The sequence below is a fragment of the Neorhizobium lilium genome (genome assembly GCF_004053875.1).
GTDB lineage: Bacteria > Pseudomonadota > Alphaproteobacteria > Rhizobiales > Rhizobiaceae > Neorhizobium > Neorhizobium lilii.
The window spans coordinates 751,348-765,891 of record NZ_SBIP01000001.1; the positions used below are offsets into that span (position 1 = coordinate 751,348).

General features: G+C 58.4%; 12 protein-coding genes and 2 pseudogenes. 5 read left to right on the plus strand and 9 right to left on the minus strand.

Features of this window, described 5'->3' with window-relative positions; genetic code table 11:
* Positions 1-5 precede the first annotated feature (5 nt).
* Both EPK99_RS03415 and EPK99_RS03420 read right to left on the minus strand, forming a co-directional pair.
* Positions 6-720: pseudogene (locus EPK99_RS03415) on the minus strand (substrate-binding domain-containing protein).
* 175 nt (positions 721-895) lie between these two features.
* Positions 896-1,210, minus strand: coding sequence for a nitroreductase family protein (locus EPK99_RS03420; protein WP_245455621.1), 315 nt, complete (start codon positions 1,208-1,210; stop codon positions 896-898).
* Between the two features lie 487 nt (positions 1,211-1,697).
* Between EPK99_RS03420 and EPK99_RS03425 the strand changes: the two genes are divergently transcribed.
* The 3 genes and pseudogenes from EPK99_RS03425 to EPK99_RS03435 all read left to right on the plus strand — a co-directional run.
* Complete coding sequence (locus EPK99_RS03425) at positions 1,698-3,299, plus strand: ABC transporter substrate-binding protein (RefSeq protein WP_128441196.1); 1,602 nt, start codon at positions 1,698-1,700, stop codon at positions 3,297-3,299.
* Between the two features lie 11 nt (positions 3,300-3,310).
* Positions 3,311-4,573, plus strand: coding sequence for an acyl-CoA dehydrogenase family protein (locus EPK99_RS03430; protein ID WP_128441197.1), 1,263 nt, complete (start codon positions 3,311-3,313; stop codon positions 4,571-4,573).
* Positions 4,570-4,907: pseudogene (locus tag EPK99_RS03435) on the plus strand (NtaA/DmoA family FMN-dependent monooxygenase); the annotation flags it as partial. The gene EPK99_RS03430 and the pseudogene EPK99_RS03435, both read left to right, overlap by 4 nt.
* 141 nt (positions 4,908-5,048) lie before the next feature.
* Here EPK99_RS03435 and manD read toward each other — a convergent pair.
* The 7 genes from manD to EPK99_RS03470 form a co-directional block, all read right to left on the minus strand.
* Positions 5,049-6,275, minus strand: a complete 1,227-nt coding sequence (gene manD / locus EPK99_RS03440) for a D-mannonate dehydratase ManD (RefSeq protein WP_128441198.1) — start codon at positions 6,273-6,275, stop codon at positions 5,049-5,051.
* Positions 6,276-6,437: 162 nt separating this feature from the next.
* Entirely contained in the window at positions 6,438-7,187 is a 750-nt protein-coding gene (locus EPK99_RS03445; RefSeq protein WP_128441199.1) for an ABC transporter ATP-binding protein, read from the minus strand.
* The gene (locus EPK99_RS03450) at positions 7,184-8,068 is read right to left on the minus strand and encodes an ABC transporter ATP-binding protein (RefSeq protein WP_128441200.1); all 885 of its coding nucleotides are present in this window, start codon (positions 8,066-8,068) and stop codon (positions 7,184-7,186) included. Before EPK99_RS03450 ends, EPK99_RS03445 begins: the two co-directional genes overlap by 4 nt.
* A gap of 1 nt (position 8,069) precedes the next feature.
* The gene (locus tag EPK99_RS03455) at positions 8,070-8,966 is read right to left on the minus strand and encodes an ABC transporter permease (protein ID WP_128441201.1); all 897 of its coding nucleotides are present in this window, start codon (positions 8,964-8,966) and stop codon (positions 8,070-8,072) included.
* On the minus strand, positions 8,966-10,024 hold the full coding sequence (locus tag EPK99_RS03460) for an ABC transporter permease (RefSeq protein WP_128441202.1): 1,059 nt from the start codon (positions 10,022-10,024) through the stop codon (positions 8,966-8,968). Before EPK99_RS03460 ends, EPK99_RS03455 begins: the two co-directional genes overlap by 1 nt.
* 24 nt (positions 10,025-10,048) lie before the next feature.
* Positions 10,049-11,641: an ABC transporter substrate-binding protein gene (locus tag EPK99_RS03465; protein WP_164901680.1), complete on the minus strand. Its 1,593-nt coding sequence runs from the start codon at positions 11,639-11,641 to the stop codon at positions 10,049-10,051.
* 117 nt (positions 11,642-11,758) lie between these two features.
* Positions 11,759-12,649: a GntR family transcriptional regulator gene (locus EPK99_RS03470; RefSeq protein ID WP_128441204.1), complete on the minus strand. Its 891-nt coding sequence runs from the start codon at positions 12,647-12,649 to the stop codon at positions 11,759-11,761.
* A 212-nt stretch (positions 12,650-12,861) separates the two neighbouring features.
* Between EPK99_RS03470 and EPK99_RS03475 the strand changes: the two genes are divergently transcribed.
* Both EPK99_RS03475 and EPK99_RS03480 read left to right on the plus strand, forming a co-directional pair.
* On the plus strand, positions 12,862-13,584 hold the full coding sequence (locus EPK99_RS03475) for a ribonuclease activity regulator RraA (RefSeq protein WP_128441205.1): 723 nt from the start codon (positions 12,862-12,864) through the stop codon (positions 13,582-13,584).
* Between the two features lie 101 nt (positions 13,585-13,685).
* Positions 13,686-14,435: an SDR family NAD(P)-dependent oxidoreductase gene (locus EPK99_RS03480; RefSeq protein WP_128441206.1), complete on the plus strand. Its 750-nt coding sequence runs from the start codon at positions 13,686-13,688 to the stop codon at positions 14,433-14,435.
* Positions 14,436-14,544: the final 109 nt, after the last annotated feature.

Consider the following 14,544-nt stretch of genomic DNA (forward strand, 5'->3'; position numbering starts at 1 on the left):
GTCCCTCAATGTCTCTGTGGCTGCTGCACGAGCGCGAGCGGATGATGATCGACCCAACCGGCGACATCGAAATCGGCGGGGATGAAGCCCCACTCGAAGAGGAAATCCTTGAAATGGGCGATGGCTTCGATCTCGCCACGGTGGAATTGCTGCGATCTCCTCGCCATAGGGCAACCGGCGTCGCAGACCATGCAGCCGGTTGTCGTCCGGCCTCAGAAGCATGGGCTCGGCTGCAACCAGATCAACAAGCTCGACATTTGCCGGAGCAAGATCGGAGATGGTGATTGCCGATACGCCGCCCTTGAGCGAGGTCGCCCGCTGGAAATCGATGATCTCGTTGGGGTGCCGGGGAAGCCCTAGCCAGCGCCCTTTCAGATCCGCGCCGGTCGCAATGCCTGTCGAGGCAAGGGTTATGACCGCCTGGAATTCATCCGTCCTCGTCAGCCCGATCAGCTTCGTATCCCGCCCCTTGGACCGCGCCCAGATCGGCGGAATATTGCCGCCCTGGCGAAAAGACCAGTCCAGACGATGATCGAAATGGCTCTGCCGGATTGCCGGATCGATCGGATCGCGAATGGGCGCGACGTTGATGCCGAAGCGGGCGAAAGTCTCCGTTATCCAGCCGAGCTGAACCGCGATGGAAAGCGGCGTGGGCGCATGGCATCGCGTGTACGAGATGGTATCAGGCTGCTCCGCGAGGCGATGAGCGGCGTCGGTCATGGGCGCTCCAGTCAATCATGTGACGATGGCCTATGTTAAAGCGCGCGATCAATAGTCTATAGATACAGTGTACTATTGCTATGCCGTTTAAGGAGAGAAATATCACCTCAAGCCGCCCTGTCGCGGCATTCTCTTTCGCGACAGGGTCAGGCCGCCTGTTCCAGGGCAACCGCTTTCACCGAGGAATCCGAGAAAAACTCTCCAGATAATTGAGACCTTCGCCGTGGTTGCCGTTATCGCGGGCGATATCGCGCAACCGCTTCAGATCGACTAGCCAGACGAGAAAGAGAGGAGCCGCGAGAATATGCGCATTGCCACCGGTGAAACCGGCAAGCCGTGCCTTGCGCTCAGGATCCTCGACGGCGACCACGCTCCAGGCCTGCAGATTTGACGAGCTTGGAGCCGATTGCGCCGCAGCAGCCAGCAATTCGACCGTACCCTCCGGCAGCGACCGGGGCAGGTAATTGCGCGAGGTACGATGATCGAGCAACCTATCGATCGTTGCACTCCAGTGGGTGGACAGAAGTGCCGGATCAAATCCATAACGGACTTCGATCCGTTCTTGCGACGTTCCAACGCCTTTCAGCGGGACGGATGGGCAGTCATGATGGCTCCGATATCAGGCTTCGATCTGGTTGCGGGTAGGATAAGCCGTATTCATAACCTCCGTTTGGCGGCTGCCGAGGAAAGGCCTGCCAATTTGCGGCGCTGCGGCGAAAGAAGATTTTCGCCCCCGCGAGGGCACAGCGTGTCAGGCATTTTTTAGCGTCATCACAAACAGTGCGTTTTTGGCAAGCCTGCCTCGACTTATCCGATAAGGCCGAAGCTTTGTTCGCAACGAGCGGGCTGGCTGGGAAGAAACTTTCAAAGTCAGGAATTCTTTCGCCAGCTGAAAGAAAAATCTTCTTCGGAAAACCGGGGCCGCGCCGGATGCTGACCGACGCCAGAACAGTCAACTTCACGCCAGGAGATGCCGCATGTCTTTAAACCGTCGACATTTCAATCAACTGCTCCTCGCCACCTCCGCTGCAAGCCTGTTGCCTTCGCCATCCTTCTCCGCGAACCAGGCTTCGCCTACCTCGGGCGGCACGTTGAAGCTGCTCTACAAGGTTGACCCTGGCAACGCTCTGTTTGCGATCAACACCTCGTCCGGCACTGGCCAGGCCATTGGCCCCAAGATCGTCGAGGGTCTGCTGACATTCGGTTTCGACCTGACGCCGCAGCCCTTGCTCGCGACGGAATGGTCGGTTTCCGAGGATCACCTGCGCTACACGTTCAAGCTTCGCGCCAAGGTGAAGTGGCACGACGGCTGGGATTTCACCTCCGAAGACGTGGCCTTCTCGATATTCCGCCTGAAGGAAGCGCATCCGCGCGGCCGCATCACCTACCAGAACGTGATCGCCGTAGAGACGCCGGATCCGCTGACGGCGATCATCGTCCTTTCCAAACCCGCCCCCTTCCTGATCGCCGCGCAATCTAGCTCGGAATCGCCGATCGTTCCGAAGCACATTTTCGAGAAGCTGAAGCCCGCCGATGGCCAGACACTGGAAACGGCGATCGGAACCGGGCCGTTCAAGCTGAAGGAATGGACGCCCGGCAGCCACCTCATTTTTGAGCGCAATCCGGATTACTGGGATGCCGGAAAGCCTTATCTCGACCGTATCATCCTACGGATCATCACCGATCCAGCCGCCCGCGCAGTCGCTCTGGAAACGGGCGAGGTCGATATCGGCGACAGCCCAGTGCCGCTGGCCGACCTTGACCGGCTCAAGCAGAATCCGAACCTCGTGGTCGACACGACGACCTACGCCTATTCGGGCCCGCAGCAGCAGCTCTTCTTCAACTACGATACCGAAATCCTGCGAAAGAAAGATGTCCGGCTGGCAATCGCCAAGGCCATCAAGCCAGAGGAAATCGTCAACGTCGCCCTGTTCGGTTATGCGGAAGTATCGCCAAGCCCCGTCTCGACGGCACTCCCGAAATGGTATGACCAGAGCGTCAAGGCACATGACTATGACCCGAAGGAGGCCGAGCGGCTGCTCGATGCCGCCGGCTTCCCGCGCCAGTCGGACGGCAAGCGCTTTCATCTGCGGCTTACCTTCAATTCCTTCCTCGCCCAGGGTTATGCCGATGTCATCCGCAGCCAGCTCGAGAAGATCGGCATCGGTATCGAGATCAAGAAATACGACCTGCCGACATTCCTGAAGACGGTCTACACCGACCGCGCCTTCGATCTGGTGGTCGAGTCTCTCTCCAATACATTCGATCCGACCCTCGGAATCCAGCGGGCCTATTGGAGCAAGAACTTCAAGATCGGCCTGCCGTTTTCCAATGCGGCCCATTACGACAATCCGCAGGCGGATACCCTGCTCGAAGCCGCAGCCATCGAGCCGGACGAAAAGAAGCGGTGGGAATTGTGGAGCAAGTTCCAGCATCTCATCCATGACGAGGTCGCCTCCGTCGATCTCGTCGCTGCCGGCAGCCAGATCGTTGCAAGCCGTAAAGTGAAGAATTTCGTCACCGGCGCACAAGGCATCAACTGGAGCTTTGGCGATCTGTGGCTCGATCCGAATTCATGACAGGAGTGACAATGACCGATACGACGCATGCCTGGGGCAGGCCGCCGAGCGGGAGGTTCAATGCCGTCGCCGCAAAATTCCGGCCTGTCTTCGCGGAAATTCGTGCCGGCGCGGCCAAGCGGGATCACCAGCGGGAACTGCCGTTCGATGCCGTTGCGGCGCTTCGCCAGGCCGGCTTTTCAAAACTGCGCCTGCCGGTGGAGAATGGTGGCCTCGGATTGACCCTGCCCGAGCTTTTCGGCCTCGTCATCGAATTGGGGGAGGCAGATCCGAACCTCGCCAACATTTTTCGCGCCCATCATGGCTTCGTTGAGGACTTGCTAAACACCGGGGCGGAGCATCGCGGTTGGCGCGATGCCTGGTTGGAGCGCGTCGGCAAGGGAGAAACCATCGGAAGCGGCTTTTCGGAGACCGGCAACAACACGCTCGGTTCACACTCGACGCAGATCATCCGCGAGGGCGACATCTGGCGGCTGGAGGGTAAAAAATTCTACACCACCGGCTCGCTTTATTCCGACTGGATCCACATCGCGGCGATTGACGGGGATGGCACCGTCGTCGGGGCCCTGGTGCCGACAAAAGCGGCGGGTGTCGAGATTGTCGACGATTGGGACGGCTTCGGGCAGGCGCTGACGGCAAGCGGGACTGCCCGTTTCACGCAGGTTGTCCTGCAACCCGACTTCATCAAGCCGAACGCGCTTCGCTTCAATTATGCGGCCGGTTATTTCCAGCTGATCCATCTTGCGACGCTGGCCGGCATCGGCCGGGCGGCAGCGGACGATCTCGCCGCACTGGTGGCGAGCCGCACGCGCGTTTACGGTCGCGGCAACGGTCAGCAGTCGGCGCAGGATCCTCAGGTGCTTCAGGTGGTCGGCCGCGTGCGGGCCGCCGCCTATGCAGCGGGCGCCATAGCTCTCAAGGCGGCAGAAGCGCTGCAGGAGGCTTATGAGGCCAATCTTTCCGGCAACGAGGCACGCATCGCACTCGCCATTCGGGATTCGGATCTCGATGTCAGCCAGGCGGTCACGCCGGTCACGTCTCTGATCCTAGACGCGACAACCGGGCTTTTCGACGCGCTTGGTGCCTCGGCCACCAAACGCAGCCAGTCGCTCGACCGTCATTGGCGCAATGCCCGCACGATCTCGTCCCACAACCCGCGCATCTACCATGATCGGCTTATCGGGGATTTTGCCGTCAACGGCGCGGTGCCGGACGGCATAGGCGGCGTCGGCACACTGACCTCGACACCAGCAACTAAAACAGAAGACGCATGAGCAATACCACCGGCTATCTCGCACCAGCATGGAAATACCGAAGCGGAACGCGGCATGACATCAATGATCCGGCCTACTACAGGGCCTCGACGGAACTGGCGCATCGTTGATCGTCAACGTCGTGTCATCCTTCAATCCGAGTGTGGCCGCCAATTTCGGTAGTGAGCCTCTGCCGCCACGCAGCGAACGTTATGCAAGGACATCCGAATTCCTCGACGTCGCCAAAAAACTCTGGTCGAGCTGGGCGCCGCGAGGGCGAGGTGCCGAGGACCGGTTCTGGGATGCGGCAAGTGCCCAGGCTGGCACATCCGAAGGCGGAAACGACCTTGCGGCTCTGCTAGCGCTACAACCTTACCCGCGAGCGCCACGCCCGTTGCAGATATCGGTATTCTTCAGACCTCCGGCCTTATAAATAATCAGAGACAGGCTACCATTTTGATGCGGGCCGACCTTCTGATCGAACAGAGAGGCGTCGTTAGTAGTTCCAGAGTGTCCCATCCTCCAATCGCACAACAGGATGGCTGCCTGGCTTGTAACTGTAGCGCGCGGCTTCGTTTTCATCAAAAGCAACACCGAGTCCGGGGGCGTCGCTGACATAGAATAGGCCGTTCTCCAACCGGTGTTCTGATGGGAACAATGCATCGCATTCAGGCGTACCAAGGACGAGGTATTCCTGGATGCCAAAATTGGGCGCCCAAGCGTTCAGATGCGCCTGCGCCGCCATGGAGAGCGGTGAATGGCTTGGAGCACCATGGAACCCTGTCCTCACGTGATGCAGTGCCGCCAAATCTACAATGCGTTTGACGTGGGTGATGCCGCCCGCGTAGGTGACGGCAACGCGGATGAAGTCGATTAGCTCGTTCTCGATCAGCTTGTTGCAGTCCCAGATCGAGTTGAACACTTCGCCGATTGCGACGGGCACTGTGGAGTGATGACGCAGAAACTTGAGCGCATCCTGGTCGTCTGCAGGAGTTGGATCCTCCAGCCAGAAGAGGTCCACGGGCTCGACGGCTTTCGCAAATTCGGCCGCTTCCCGCGGCGTTAGCCTGTGATGGACGTCGTGCAGGATCTTAAGCTCCGGGCCGAACCGCTCACGGACCTGAGTAAGCGCTTTAGGCATATAGCGCATGTAGCGGCTGGTATCCCAGATCTCTACCTTCGGCCGGATGCCGGTGTAGTCGGTGATGTAATTTTTTACATCGCCTTTTTTTTCTGGTACGGCGTAGCCGGCCTTCGGCATCCCGGGGATGCCGCACTGGACGCGAATGGCTTTGTAACCCTGCTCCACATACCAGGAGATGGAATCCATCAGGTCTTCGAGATCGGCACCTGTGGCATGTGCATAGACCAGCGCGCCTTCACGGCTTTTGCCTCCGAAAAGCTGATAAAGGGGCATATTTGCGAGTTTGCCCTTGATGTCCCACAGTGCCATATCAATGGCACCGAACGCCGCCATAGCGATAGGGCCGCGCCGGAAGTAGGCCCCTCGGTAGAAAAACTGCCAGATGTCCTCACTGTTGCGCGGATCCATCCCGATCAGGTTTGGAATGAGATAGTCCTTCAAATAGGCAGCAGGCAGGGTCTCGCGGTTGTTCAGTGTTGCGTCACCGAGACCGCAGATGCCCTGATCTGTCTCGATCTTCAGGGTCACGTAGTTCTTCGCAGGACCGCCGACGAACACTTTGGCATCGGTAATCTTCATGGGACCGTCTCCGTTGAAATGTGTGCTTCGTTTGAGTGAGACACATTCCGTCCAGTTGATGTTTTTGCGCATCGACCGCTCAATCTGCGATCCTGCTATTCGAAAGAGTTGGCATTGGAACCGTTGATGCGCATCAATGACTTCGAGCCGGTGAGTTCTCGTTCAGGCAGCGATATCAAGCTTGCTGCTTGCAATCAGTTCGAAAGTATATTCGTGTGTTGCCCGTCCATGACGAAGATCGGTTGCGGTCAGTTCCTCGAGCACCTTGCCCGATTGCATGACAGCAACGCGGCTGCACATATGCGCCACCACTGCCAAGTCATGGCTCACAAGGATGTAGGTCAGTCCCATCTCCTTTCGTAAATCGGCAAGCAAGTTGAGAATTTCGGCCTGCACAGATACATCCAGCGCCGATGTCGGTTCATCAAGCAGGACGACATCGGGCTTGAGGATAAGGGCACGCGCAATTGCAACACGCTGCCTTTGCCCTCCGGATAGCTGGTGTGGGAAACGTTCGGCGAAGCTCGGACTGAGACCGACGGCACGTAGCGCATCGGCAATTTTTGCCGTCGAGCGTTCCATACCCTGGGCACGTAGCGGCTCCGAAAGGGCCAGGCCAATCGTGTGGCGGGGATGCAGCGTCCCATACGGATCCTGGAACACCATCTGCACTGTCCGGCAATCCGCGCCCTTGCGGACCTGGGGTGCCGGGCGGCCTGCAATCTCGACCTTACCGGTCCAGGCGGTTTCAAGGCCACCGATACAGCGAAGTAGGCTGGACTTTCCACACCCGCTCTCGCCGACGATGCCGTAAGTTTCTCCCTCTGCCACCGAAAACGATAGCCCGGCCAGGGGCTGGACACGATGATGGCCGCGTCCGAACGACAGTTCGAGATTTTGAACGTCGATCATCGTACAGTCTCCGAAGGAATATCGATTGCCCACGAGGGGTCGCGCGTCATCACCGGCAAGCGCGACTGCTCCAGGTCAAGCCGCGGCAGGCTGGCAAGCAAGCCTTGGGTATAGGGGTGTCGTGCCTGCCGCAGTTCCTTTGCCGCAAGGCTTTCAACGATCTGGCCTGAATACATGATCAGCAGCCGGTCGCAGAAATCCTGTGCCAAGTTTAGATCATGGGTGATGAAGATCAGTCCGATCCCATGCGACGAGACCAAGCGGTCAAGCAATTCGAGAAGCTTTCCGCGCACCGTCACGTCGAGCGCCGACGTCGGTTCGTCTGCAATGATGATCTTTGGATTGGCCGCTAGGGTAGAGGCGATCATGACGCGCTGACCCATGCCGCCCGAAACCTGATGCGGGTAGAGATCGTAGACGCGTTCGACGCCACGGATCTCGACACTTTCCAGCAAATCGAGCACTTTCTTCCGCCGCGCACTGCCGCGTAGTTTGAGATGCAGGGACACGGCTTCACCGATCTGGTCGCCGATCCGCATCGTCGGATCCAACGCATATTTTGGATCCTGCATGATCATCGAGATCCGGCTGCCGCGGATGGCCAGCATGTCCCGTTCCGATGCGTTGCGGAGATCCGTTGTTTCGAACTGCAGCGCATCGGCAGAAATTTCAGCGACCGATGGCAGAAGTTTGAGGATGGCGCGACCGAGCGTCGATTTTCCCGAACCGGATTCCCCGACGATGCCCAGCTTCTCATGAGAGAGATCGAAGCTGACATTCCGAAGAGCCCGCGTTGCGTCGGGAGACTGACCGAACCGCACGCTGAGGTTTCTGACGCGTAAAAGCGGAGGGGTGACGCGAGTGACGTTGGAAATTGACATGTCAGCCCTTTCTCGGGTCGAGCGCATCACGTAGCGCATCGCCGATCAGGTTGAAGGAAAGACTGGTGATCAGGATAGCCACACCCGGAAATGCAGCGACCCACCAATGGTCGATCATCACCTTTCGCCCGGTCGAGATCATCGTGCCCCATTCGGCGCTTGGCGGTTGCGCGCCGAGACCAAGAAACCCGAGGCCGGCCGCCGTCAGGATGACCGCAGCCATGCTCAGTGTCACCCTCACGATGATCGAAGGCATGCAGAGGGGCACGACATGCGCGAAAATGATCCGGAACGACGAGGCCCCGTACATGCGGGCGGCGGCGATGAAGTCGGAATTGCGGATGGTCAGGGTTTCGGCTCGCGCAAGGCGCGCAATTGGCGGCCAGGCGGTAAGTGCGATCGCCAGCACCGCGTTTTCGGTGCCAGCGCCAAGTGCCGCGACAAAACCGAGCGCCAGTACGAGCGACGGCAGGGCCAGAAAAATGTCCACGATGCGCATCAGTACCTTGTCGACCCAGCCACCGAAATAGCCAGCGCAGACACCGATGATGAGACCGATTGGCGCGACGAGGACTGACACCGAAACGACGATCAGCAGCGTCGTGCGGGAACCGTAAAGCAACCGGCTGAAAACGTCGCGACCAAGCTCGTCAGTCCCAGCGAAATGCGCGGCGCTTGGCGGAAGCAGTGTCGAGGTCAGCGACTGCAGATAGGGATCATAAGGCGCGATCAGCGGTGCCAAGACGGCCAGAATGGCGAGGACGCAGACAACGCCGAGCCCCAGCATGCCCGACAGGTCGGTGCGGAAGACGCGCCAGAACGACAGCAGGCGGGCGGTCTGCAGGACCTCAGGCGGTAGGGTGGCAGGGCCTGCCTTTTCGGCAATACCATGAAGCATCAGCGTGTCCTTGGATCGAGTATCTTGTAAAGAATATCGCTCACCAGGTTCAGCCCGAGGAAGATCGAACCGATCACCAAGGTGGCGGCCATGACGGCGTTCATGTCCCCGATCAGCAGGGCATTGGTGAAATACTGACCCAGTCCTGGCCACGCAAAGACCGACTCGATCAGCACCGTACCTTCCAGCAGGCCGCCATAGGCGAGTGCCAGCACCGTCAGCAGCTGCACCCGGATATTGCGAAACGCGTGGTTCCAGATTACCTGCCGGCGCGACAAGCCTTTCACGCGCGCGGCGGTGACATATTCCTGGGTCAACTGGTCGAGCATGAAACTGCGCGTCATCCGGCCAATGAATGCGGTTGAACTGTAGCCGAGAATGCCTGCGGGCAGGACGAGATGGCTGATCGCATCCCAGAAGATCTCCGTCTCGCCAGCCAGCAGTGAGTCGATGGTGATGAAACCGGTTACCCTCGGCACCATATCCATGTTGTAAAGGCTGATCTGGCCTGACCCGCCGACCCAGTGCAAGGCGGCGTAGAATACGATCAGCCCCATCAGGCCGAGCCAGAAGATCGGTGCCGAATGGCCCATCAGCATGACGATGCGAAGGATGTGATCGAGCGCTTTTCCACGGTTGACCGCGGCGGCGACGCCAAGTGGAATGCCAAGCAGCGCTCCGATGACGATCGCTGTAGTTGCCAGCTCCACGGTTGCCGGAAACACCTGGAGGATGTCGCTCCAGACCAGGTTTCCGGTCAGGCGCGCCCGACCAAAATCTCCCTGCAGCGCATCTCCTGCGTAGATGAAGAACTGCTGGATCAACGGTTTGTCATAGCCCATTTCGCGGGCGACCTGCTGATAGGTTGAGGCGTCGGCCTGATCACCGACTATCAGAAGCACAGGGTCGATCGGCAAGATTCGCCCCATAAAGAAGATAATGATCAGCAGGCCGATAAAGGCGACCGCAATGCTGAGAATTGGGCCGCTCGCGGCGCTGGCCAGATCCCGAAGGTGCTGGCCACGCTGATCACGATGCGGAGAAGGAATGGCGGACATATCCGCTCCTTTCGGCTGTTATTTTTATCGTTTGCTGACGAGGTACCACTGCGGAGACCTCGATTGCTGGTCAGTCAGTGCTTCGACATTGGAACGGACGGCGCTTGGCTGAGTGGCAGCAGCGACGGCGAACAGCGGCGGTGCCGAATTCAGGAATTTTTCCTGGATCTGTTTGTAGAGAGCGGTGCGTTTGGTTTCGTCGCTTTCAGTGCGCGCCTCAGACGTCAGCTTCGTCAGTTCGGGGATGTCCCACGACGTGCGCCAGGCAAGACTTGCTGTTTGGCTGCTTTGCGGACTGTTGTCAAAATTGCTGGTGTACGCCTGGATAGCACCCAGCACGTTCGGCATCTGCCCGCCGCTGCGACCTATGATCATCGAGAACTTGCGATCCCGCATCTTTCCATAGACCTGGGTGCCATTGCCCTGGACGATTTTTACCGTGATGCCTGCTTGGGCCAACGATCCCTGGATCGCGGTGGCGATGTCGACATATGGCGAATCCGAAAGTACCAGCATCTCGGTGCTGAAGCCGTTGGGATATCCTGCTTTCGTCAGCATGTCCTTGGCTTTGACGATGTCGAGCTTGTAGCCTGGATCGGCGATAGCACCCGGATAGTCTGCGGGGACCGGCACCTGGCGCTTCATGCCGTAATCACCAATAACAGCCGTCCCGATACCATCGTAATCGATCAGATAGGGCAAGACCGCGCGCACTTCGGGCTTGGCAAAGTTTTCATCGGCAGTGCTGACAGCCAAATAATAAAAGCCGCCGCTGCCGACCTTCTGGATCTTGATCTCTTTGTTGGTGGCCATCGCCTTGAGGTCCGCCGCCGAAAGGGAGCGGGCGACATCGATATCACCATTCTCGATCTGCAAACGCTGGCTCTGTGATTCAGGCATGTGGCGGATGACAACCCGGCGCATCTTCGGCTGTCCGCGCCAATAGGCATCGTTGCGATCAAGGATGACGGCATCGTTTGCGCTCCAGCGTCGCAGCGTGAACGCCCCGGATCCGGCGGAATTGTTGGTCAGCCAGGCGCGGCCGAGATCGTCGCCTTCTTGGTGTTCAATGACCGTCTTGCTGTCAATAATATTGCCGACGGCGCGGGCTAACGTATAGAGGACAATTTCAGGATTGATCTTCGTCGCCTGTTTCAGCACGACAGTTTTTTCGTCTGGCGCACTGAGTGTTGTTTCCAGACTTTCGGCGGAATAGCCGAGTTCTCGCATGAACGAGGCTGGTCCGCGATTGAGCTTCATCACCCGCTTGAGGGACCAGACCACGTCAACGGAGGTGACAGGGTTTCCGGACTGGAATTTTGCATCCGAACGCAGCGTGAAAGTCAGCGTGCCGTCCGGTGCCGTGCTCCAAGTCTCGGCGAGACCGGGCACTATCTTACTCGGCGTTTTGGCATCCATTTCCACCAAGCGGTCATAGAGGTTGTTGAGCACGTCGAAGGACTCATCCCCGATAGCCTCGGCTGGGTCGAGTGTCAGGAGATTGGTCATAGAAAGCCCAATGACCAGCTGGTCCTTCGGCGTTTCCGCCCAGGTGGGAAAAGGCGTGGTTGCGAGTATGGTCGCGGCCACGAGCGAGGATAGGATATATCTGTGCATTTCGTTGATCCTCCCGATCATAGACAATGGCGCCAGCGAGCACGCCTCCCGAGCTGCGGCGACATCCATAGGTTTGAGTGGTCTATTCCGCCCAGTGAACCCAGGGCAGCGTGAGTGTCATCCGGTGAAGCCGAACGTCGTTCTTGCCGGCACCTTGCTGACGGATTCGATGAAACTCCAAAGCACATGATCCTCGCCGAGCGCCCAGGTGCGCTGATCCACCTCGCCGAGATGGTCGCGCATGGCCTGCGATGCACGACCGGGATCGCGGGCGGCGATGGCCTCGACAATGGCCTCATGCTCACGAAGAACAATTTCCGTGCGGCGTACCCCTAAACGGTTCCTCAGGCTGCGAATGCGATCCACCTCGACCTTGGCAAGCTTCATGATCGGGATCAGCCCAGGCAGGCCCGCAGCCTTGAGAATGAGTGCATGAAACTGCTCGTCACAAAGAAAGAAATCCCAGTAGGCCTCCTTCTCGAGCGCTTCATGCTGGCGGGAGAAGTTGGCCTTCATCTGGTTGATGTGGGCGTCGCTGCGAAGCGTCGCGGCTTGGGCGGCTGCAGCCACTTCAATGTGAAGCCGCGCAAAACAGCCTTCCCTGAAGCGTTCGATGTCGATCAGCGCCACCCGGGTGCCGCTTTTCGGAACAACTGTCACCAGTCGCTCTTCAACGAGGCGTATCAGCGCCTCGCGGATGGGCGTCTTGCTGACATTGAGACAGGCGCCAATCTCCTTCTCAGACAATGCGCTGCCGGGCCGCAACCGCATCTCCACGATGGCAGCGCGCAGCGCCTTATGCACCTGGTCTACGAGAGAGCCTTCGAGATCCAGAGACGAAGGGGACAGAACTTCTGTAACGTCTGACGACAATTCCAAAGGCATTTTGCATCTCCAAGCCAAAAGTAAGATATCAGATTGATTAAAAATATACAAGTGATATGATTGGAATATTAGAGGCGGACAAAATATGCCCATCGATACCAATTTGCCCGTCAGCGGCATCATTCTGGCAATGCCGCCCGTCGCCCACGCTTGGAACAGCTTTTTTTGCGCAATGCGCCGCGGTTGAGTTCTCACCCAATGACAGCACAGCAGAATTCAGTAAGAGCGGCGCCAACGTCAGCAGATGAAACGACATCGCTCCATCCAGATAATCCGGTTAGCGACGAGTGTCGCCTGCCGTCATCGTTAACGACAACGTCCAAGGAATTTAAGTCATGACGACCAAGCTTTCCGCAGAGACCCGCGAGAAACTGCGTGGGGTGAGTACCGCAACGCTTTGCACAGCACTTTTTAAACGCGGCCTTCGCAACCAGTTCATCCAGGATGTACGCCCCGTCGGCAAGGCAAGCCGGAACATGGTGGGGGAAGCCTATACGCTGCGCTACATTCCAGCCCGCGAGGATCTCAACCCGCTGACGGCATTTCGCGACCGTGCCCATCCTCAGCGCAAGGCCGTTGAGGAATGCCCTCAGGGCGCAGTCTTCGTGATCGATAGCCGCAAGGATCCTCGTGCTGCTTCTGCAGGATCCATCCTCGTCAGCCGGCTCATGGTGCGCGGTGTCGAAGGCATCGTGACGGACGGTGGCTTTCGCGACTCTCCGGAGATAGCCGAACTGCCGATTGGCGCCTACCACAACCGCCCCTCTGCGCCGACAAACCTCACCCTCCATCAGGCACTTGATATCAATGTGCCCATCGGATGTGGCGACGTTGCGGTGTTTCCAGGCGACGTCGTTGTTGGCGACGGCGAAGGCGTCATCGTCATCCCCGCAGATATTGCTGACGAAATTGCCGACGAGGCAGTCGAAATGACTGCGTTTGAAGATTTCGTGCTTGAGCAGGTGAACGGCGGACGCTCCATTCTCGGTCTCTATCCGCCGACAGATCCCGAAGCTGGCATCGACTTTGAGCGCTGGCGTAAAGCCTCCAACCGCTGATCCGGCGATAAAGTGGTGATGTTGCATGGCGCAAAGTCACCTCCCCAATATCTAGGCTTCAACGCCGACATGGAAATTTATGATCACGAAAGGATCTTCCCATGAATGGACTTAAAGACAAGGTCGTGCTGGTAACAGGTGGCGGACGTGACATCGGCAAGGCATGTGCGGAACGGCTTGCCCAGGAAGGCGCCAAGGTCGTTATCACCTATTTCGGTTCAGCGTCCGGTGCCGAGCAGAATGTCAGCACGATCACCGCTGCAGGGGGCAAAGTGGTTGCGATCAAAGCGGACATGACAAAAGCCGCGGACGCGCAGGCGGCCGTGGATAGGGCAGTGTCGGAATTCGGCCAGCTCGATGGCCTAGTGCACGTTGCTGGCGGTATTGTCGCGCGTAAAACACTGGCAGAAATGGACGAGGCATTTTTCCGCGAGGTGATCGACGTCAATCTGACATCTTTGTTTAACGTGACCAAGGCCGCAGCCGCTGCTATGGGTGAAGGCGGATCAATCGTTACTTTCGCTTCTCAAGCTGGCCGTGATGGTGGGGGCCCCGGCGCTATTGCCTACGCGACTTCCAAGGGCGCCATCATGACGTTCACTCGCGGCCTCGCAAAAGAACTCGGACCCAAAATTCGCGTAAACTGCCTATGCCCCGGCATGATTTCCACCACCTTCCACGATACGTTCACCAAACCGGAGGTCCGTGAAAAGGTTGCCGCGGCAACGCCGCTAAAGCGCGAAGGACAATCGGCCGAAGTCGCTAACCTGGTAGCCTTCCTGGTTTCTGAAGAATCTGCCTTTATCAGCGGAGCCAGCTACGACATCAACGGCGGCACACTGTTTTCATAAGGTAGAACATTACAATCATATTTTCGGGAGTTGGGCCGGGGATCTTCCCCGGCTCCACCATTTTCTCGACCCGCCTAGAGATCCCAACAGGCGCCTATTCCAGCTACAC